Source organism: Dysgonomonas sp. 520 (genome assembly GCF_010501095.1).
Lineage (GTDB): Bacteria > Bacteroidota > Bacteroidia > Bacteroidales > Dysgonomonadaceae > QVMP01.
Window position 1 is genome coordinate 1 of record NZ_QVMP01000026.1, and the last position, 4,540, is coordinate 4,540.

2 protein-coding genes are annotated in these 4,540 nt (G+C 42.9%); one reads left to right on the plus strand and one right to left on the minus strand.

Going from position 1 to position 4,540, the window contains the following annotated elements:
- Nucleotides 1-25: 25 nt before the first annotated feature.
- Nucleotides 26-1,471 carry a hypothetical protein gene (locus D0T56_RS14080; RefSeq protein WP_163320803.1) on the plus strand — a complete coding sequence of 482 codons (1,446 nt, stop codon included), beginning with the start codon at nucleotides 26-28 and terminating at the stop codon, nucleotides 1,469-1,471.
- 84 nt (nucleotides 1,472-1,555) lie between these two features.
- Here D0T56_RS14080 and D0T56_RS14085 read toward each other — a convergent pair whose 3' ends face one another.
- Nucleotides 1,556-4,150 (minus strand): glycoside hydrolase family 2 protein, encoded by a 2,595-nt coding sequence (locus D0T56_RS14085; protein WP_163320804.1) that lies wholly within the window; start codon nucleotides 4,148-4,150, stop codon nucleotides 1,556-1,558.
- Between the last annotated feature and the right edge of the window lie 390 nt (nucleotides 4,151-4,540).

A 4,540-nucleotide genomic window follows, 5' to 3' on the forward strand; every position in this document is an offset into this window, starting at 1 on the left:
ACACAACAAACAACATTAAAAACTTATGAAAAAGAGCAGTTTAATTTTATTGATTCTTTTAGCCGTTACGGCGCTAAAAGCACAGGTGGGTGTGAACACGGAATCGCCAAGTGTGACGATGCATGTAACTCCAACCAAGACAGATGCTACTACAGCCGAAGGCATCATTGCCCCTAACCTGACAAGAGCTCAATTGATAAGCAAGGATGCTAAATACCTTGTGGCACAGAAAGGAGCTTTGGTTTATGTGACCGACCTTTCGGGTACACTGACCACAAAAACGGCAAAAGTAACAGCGGTGGGTTATTATTATTTCGACGGTGCTGTTTGGCAGCCATTCTACAATAATGCACCAACCACCGAACCCTGGTATGTGCAGGGAGGAACAAGCCAAGCCACAAGCAATACCCAAAATATCTTTCAAACAGGAAGTGTAGCTATCGGCTCCAACTCGGCAGGAAGTTACAAATTTCAGGTAACCGGTACATCAAACATTACAGGGAACTCACGTGTTGCTTCTTCTACTGTTGTTGGCAATGAAACCGTAGGAGGTACTCTTGGAGTAACAGGAGCCACAACCTTGAACAATGCACTGACTGTTGCCGGCACAACAACTCAAAATGGTGTATTCAGATATAACCGAACTCCGGTTTCAGGTGGATATTTAAGATCTGATGCTTCCGGTAATGCCAGTTGGGCAGCTTTTCCCGCAACCGCAACCACCGAACCTTGGCAAGTGCAGGGTGGGACTACCCTCGCAACTACCAATGCACAAAATATTTATCAGGCAGGAAGTATAGCTATCGGGTCAAATAACTCAAACGGTTACAAATTTCAAGTTACGGGTACATCAAACATTACAGGTAATGCCCGTGTGGGAGGCAACTCCACAATTGCAGGAAATGAGTATGTAACAGGCAGTGTGGGAGTGGGAACAACATCGCCTGCAGCAAAAGTAGATATCCGCACTTCAAAAGCGAAAGGCGGTTTTCGCTTGCAAGACGGGACGCAAGGGAATGGCAGGGTATTATTGAGTGATGCAAACGGAAGCGCATCATGGGGAGCCTTGATTCCCGGAACTATATCAGGCACACGCTCCAACTCGAACACTACATTATCCAACTCTTACAAGTATCTGGGAATGTATGTCAGTGTTCCTCCCGGAAAGTCTCAGGTATATGCCGGCGGTATGGTAACAGGAGCTAATGCCGCAGGATATGTAACTACAACATTATCACAATCTAGTACAAGTAATACAAGGCCCAATATTACACAGACTCCATCGCTTGCCGGATTTCCGATACACCAAAGTAATACCTCTGTTGGACAAGTTACTTTTTTTGTAACCAATAACACTAGTAATAATATAACACTTTATCTATGGGGAACTGTTTCCGGAACTGGAGGCGTAACTTCTGCAACCTGGGTGCATGTAGGTATGGCAGAACCTTTCATATTTGTGGCATATTAGCCGACATTATGCAACCAAACAAAAAACTCTCACAAACAGATCTGTTTGCGAGAGTTTTTCAGTATCTGGTATAACCTGATGATCTTAATAGTAATCTACCAATGAAGTTACTTTCAATTGTTTTTCAAATTCGTTTTGAGAAAGTTTTGTTGTTACTTTCACCTTAACCTCCTGACCGGGAAGAATATCGAAATAGTTGTTCTCGAAGAAGTTATCAATTCCCTCGATAGACATCATAACGGCACGCGCCAGTTTATCGGATTTCAGAGTCACTTCATAACCTCCGGAAACGGCTTGTACCTTCCTTGATATTTTTACTTTCGGAAAATCTATATCTTTTTGCAATGCAAGGAAATAACGGTTTGTATATGTTCCTCCCTTAGCATCGTCGAACGTAACGTATACGAAAACATCTTTCCGTGGTGTTTTTTTGATAAAGGATTCTATATCCGTTGAATATAATTTCGTACTTGTATTAGACGGAACCTCTACCGATTCTGTTACTTGATTAACCACTGTTCCATCCAGTTTTACCACTTTTATGTCCAGTTTTCCGCTAATGTTTTTCAGACGGTCGGAAACGATGTAGAAATCCAGTTTATCCCCATTCACGATAGGCGATACCAAAACATCACGATAAGCGTCTCGCGAGTAGTAGTGTTGTGCCTTCCAGCGTCCATAGTAGTCACGGCTTGCCCACGATGCCACAGGCCAACAATCGTTGTGTTGCCAGAAAAGCGTACCCATACAATAAGGCATATCGCGACGGTGCGATTCGATCGCTATTTTTATTGCATCACCTTGCAATACTTGGCTCATATACAAGAAACCCTCGAATGAGTTAGGTGTTTTGTATTCATTTGCCAAATATTCGGCAATACGTGGGTTGGCATAACCTCCGGCACGTTGATGTTCCATCATTACTTCCGAAGTAATATTCCAGTCTTCGGGAAGCGGAGCGAATATTTTTACAGACTCAAATTCAGGAAACGATTGGAATCCGTATTCACTGAAAAAGCGGCTTTTTTCTTCATTGTAGTGGTATGTAGGCTCTTTTCCGTGCCAAACTCCCCAATAGTGGCGGTCGCCGTGTGTTGGGCTGTCAGCCTCTCCCGGAAAACCATAAGGAGACGAGTAGCGGTAAGTAGATTCGGAATGATGTTCCGCAACCATTTCGGGCAATAGCTTATGGAACAGGTCTGTATACTGACGCCAGATGATTTGTGCATATTCAGGATTTTGGTCTGCATAATTCTTTTGCAAGTTCCAGTTATACCAAAAATAATATGCCTCGTTGTTTCCGCACCACAATGCGATAGATGGATGGTTGCGAAGACGTTTGATATTGTCGATTGCTTCATATTTCACCGATTCAAGATAATGTCCTTCCGATGGGTATAAGCTGCAAGCAAACATAAAATCTTGCCACACCATGATACCATGTTTGTCGCATAGTTCATAAAACAAGTCGCTTTCGTAGCTACCGCCACCCCATACACGCAGCATGTTCATGTTTACGTTGACAGCGTCGAGAATGGTCTTTTCATATTGTTCGGGCGTAACACGAGGTAAGAAGTTATCCTGAGGTACGTAGTTCGCTCCTTTCGAGAAAACTCGCACGCCGTTCAATTCTATATATAATGCCGATCCGTCTTTGTCATCTTCGCTCACCAATCTCAAAGAACGAAGTCCGGAAGTAGTCAAGTTGCTGTCTTCCATTCCTTTTCCTGCCGACACTTCTGTTTTGAATGTGTAAAGATTCGGTTCTCCCAAACCATTACACCACCACAAGCGGGGATTGTTAATCGTAAAATCGACAGATACGGTATTCATTCCTTTTTTCAGATCGGTTGTGACTGATCCGAAAGTTGTACCTGTTTTGTCATCTTTTACAGTCACTTTCGCTCCTGTCATATCTTTGTCTGCCAATATTTCCACCTGATTAGTAATGACGGCTTTCTCAGCCTTAATATCTTTTTGACGGATATATACGCTTTCGATTCGTAGATTGTCCCAAGATTCCAATACCACCGGACGCCAGATTCCCGAAGTCACAAAGCGAGGTCCCCAGTCCCAACCATAGTGATAACCCGCTTTACGGGCAAAAGGGCTCACCGTTTTATTGAAAATACCTCCTTGTTGAGACTGGTCGGGCCCTGTCTGATAACGAAATGGTATAGCATCAAATTTTGGAATATCTATCTTGATGGGCGAATGAAAATAGATATGAAGCTGGTTTTCTTTATCTTTCAACTTGCCTTTTACATCCACTTTCCATTCACGGAACATATTGTCGGCTTTCAAAACCAGTTCGCCATTCAGGTATACATCAGCATACGTGTCTAGTCCGTAGAAGTGAAGTTGAATATTACTTCTGTCTAATGTTTTTTTGTCTACATCGAAATGAGTCTCGTAAATCCAGTCTTCTTTGTCGATCCACTGCAAACCCCGTTCGTTGAGCCTGTAAAATGGGTCTTCAATGATTTTGTTTGCCAACAAGTCGGTGTGTATTACTCCCGGTACGGTGGCGTTGTACCAGTTGTTGAGACGAGCCTGACGGAATTTCCATCCCGAATTGATTTCTCTCTCGACAGGAGCCGCAAAGCTGCCCAGAGAAGAAGATAGTAGTACTGCAAGGATAAAAACCTTCAGTTGATTGTAAAAAAATAAGTTTCGCATATTTTATAAATTAGTTAATGAATATATTATTTGTTTACTGTCGTTGCACGAGAATTGCAATCCCATACTTGGCTGTTATCCGGATTTTAAATCCGAGAATAACAACTTCAGGGTTATAAACCCCAGAGAACAAGAAAAATGTTCTTTTAAATTCGACCTATTTTTACTGCCGCGTCTCTTGCAGAGACTTGCCTTCGTTCATTTTGTCTTGACACAAAACGAACCAAAAAGTCAAGGCTTAGCTTCTCGGCGACCCGTTACAATCTCACAGGCTAAATTGAAAAAACTCGCTTCGCTCAAACAGCTTTCAATTTTACGCCTTGTTTCGCTTAACGTGTCCCCGCCTGCGAAGCAGATGCCGTTTCGCCTGACGGGTGTAAACGTGACATT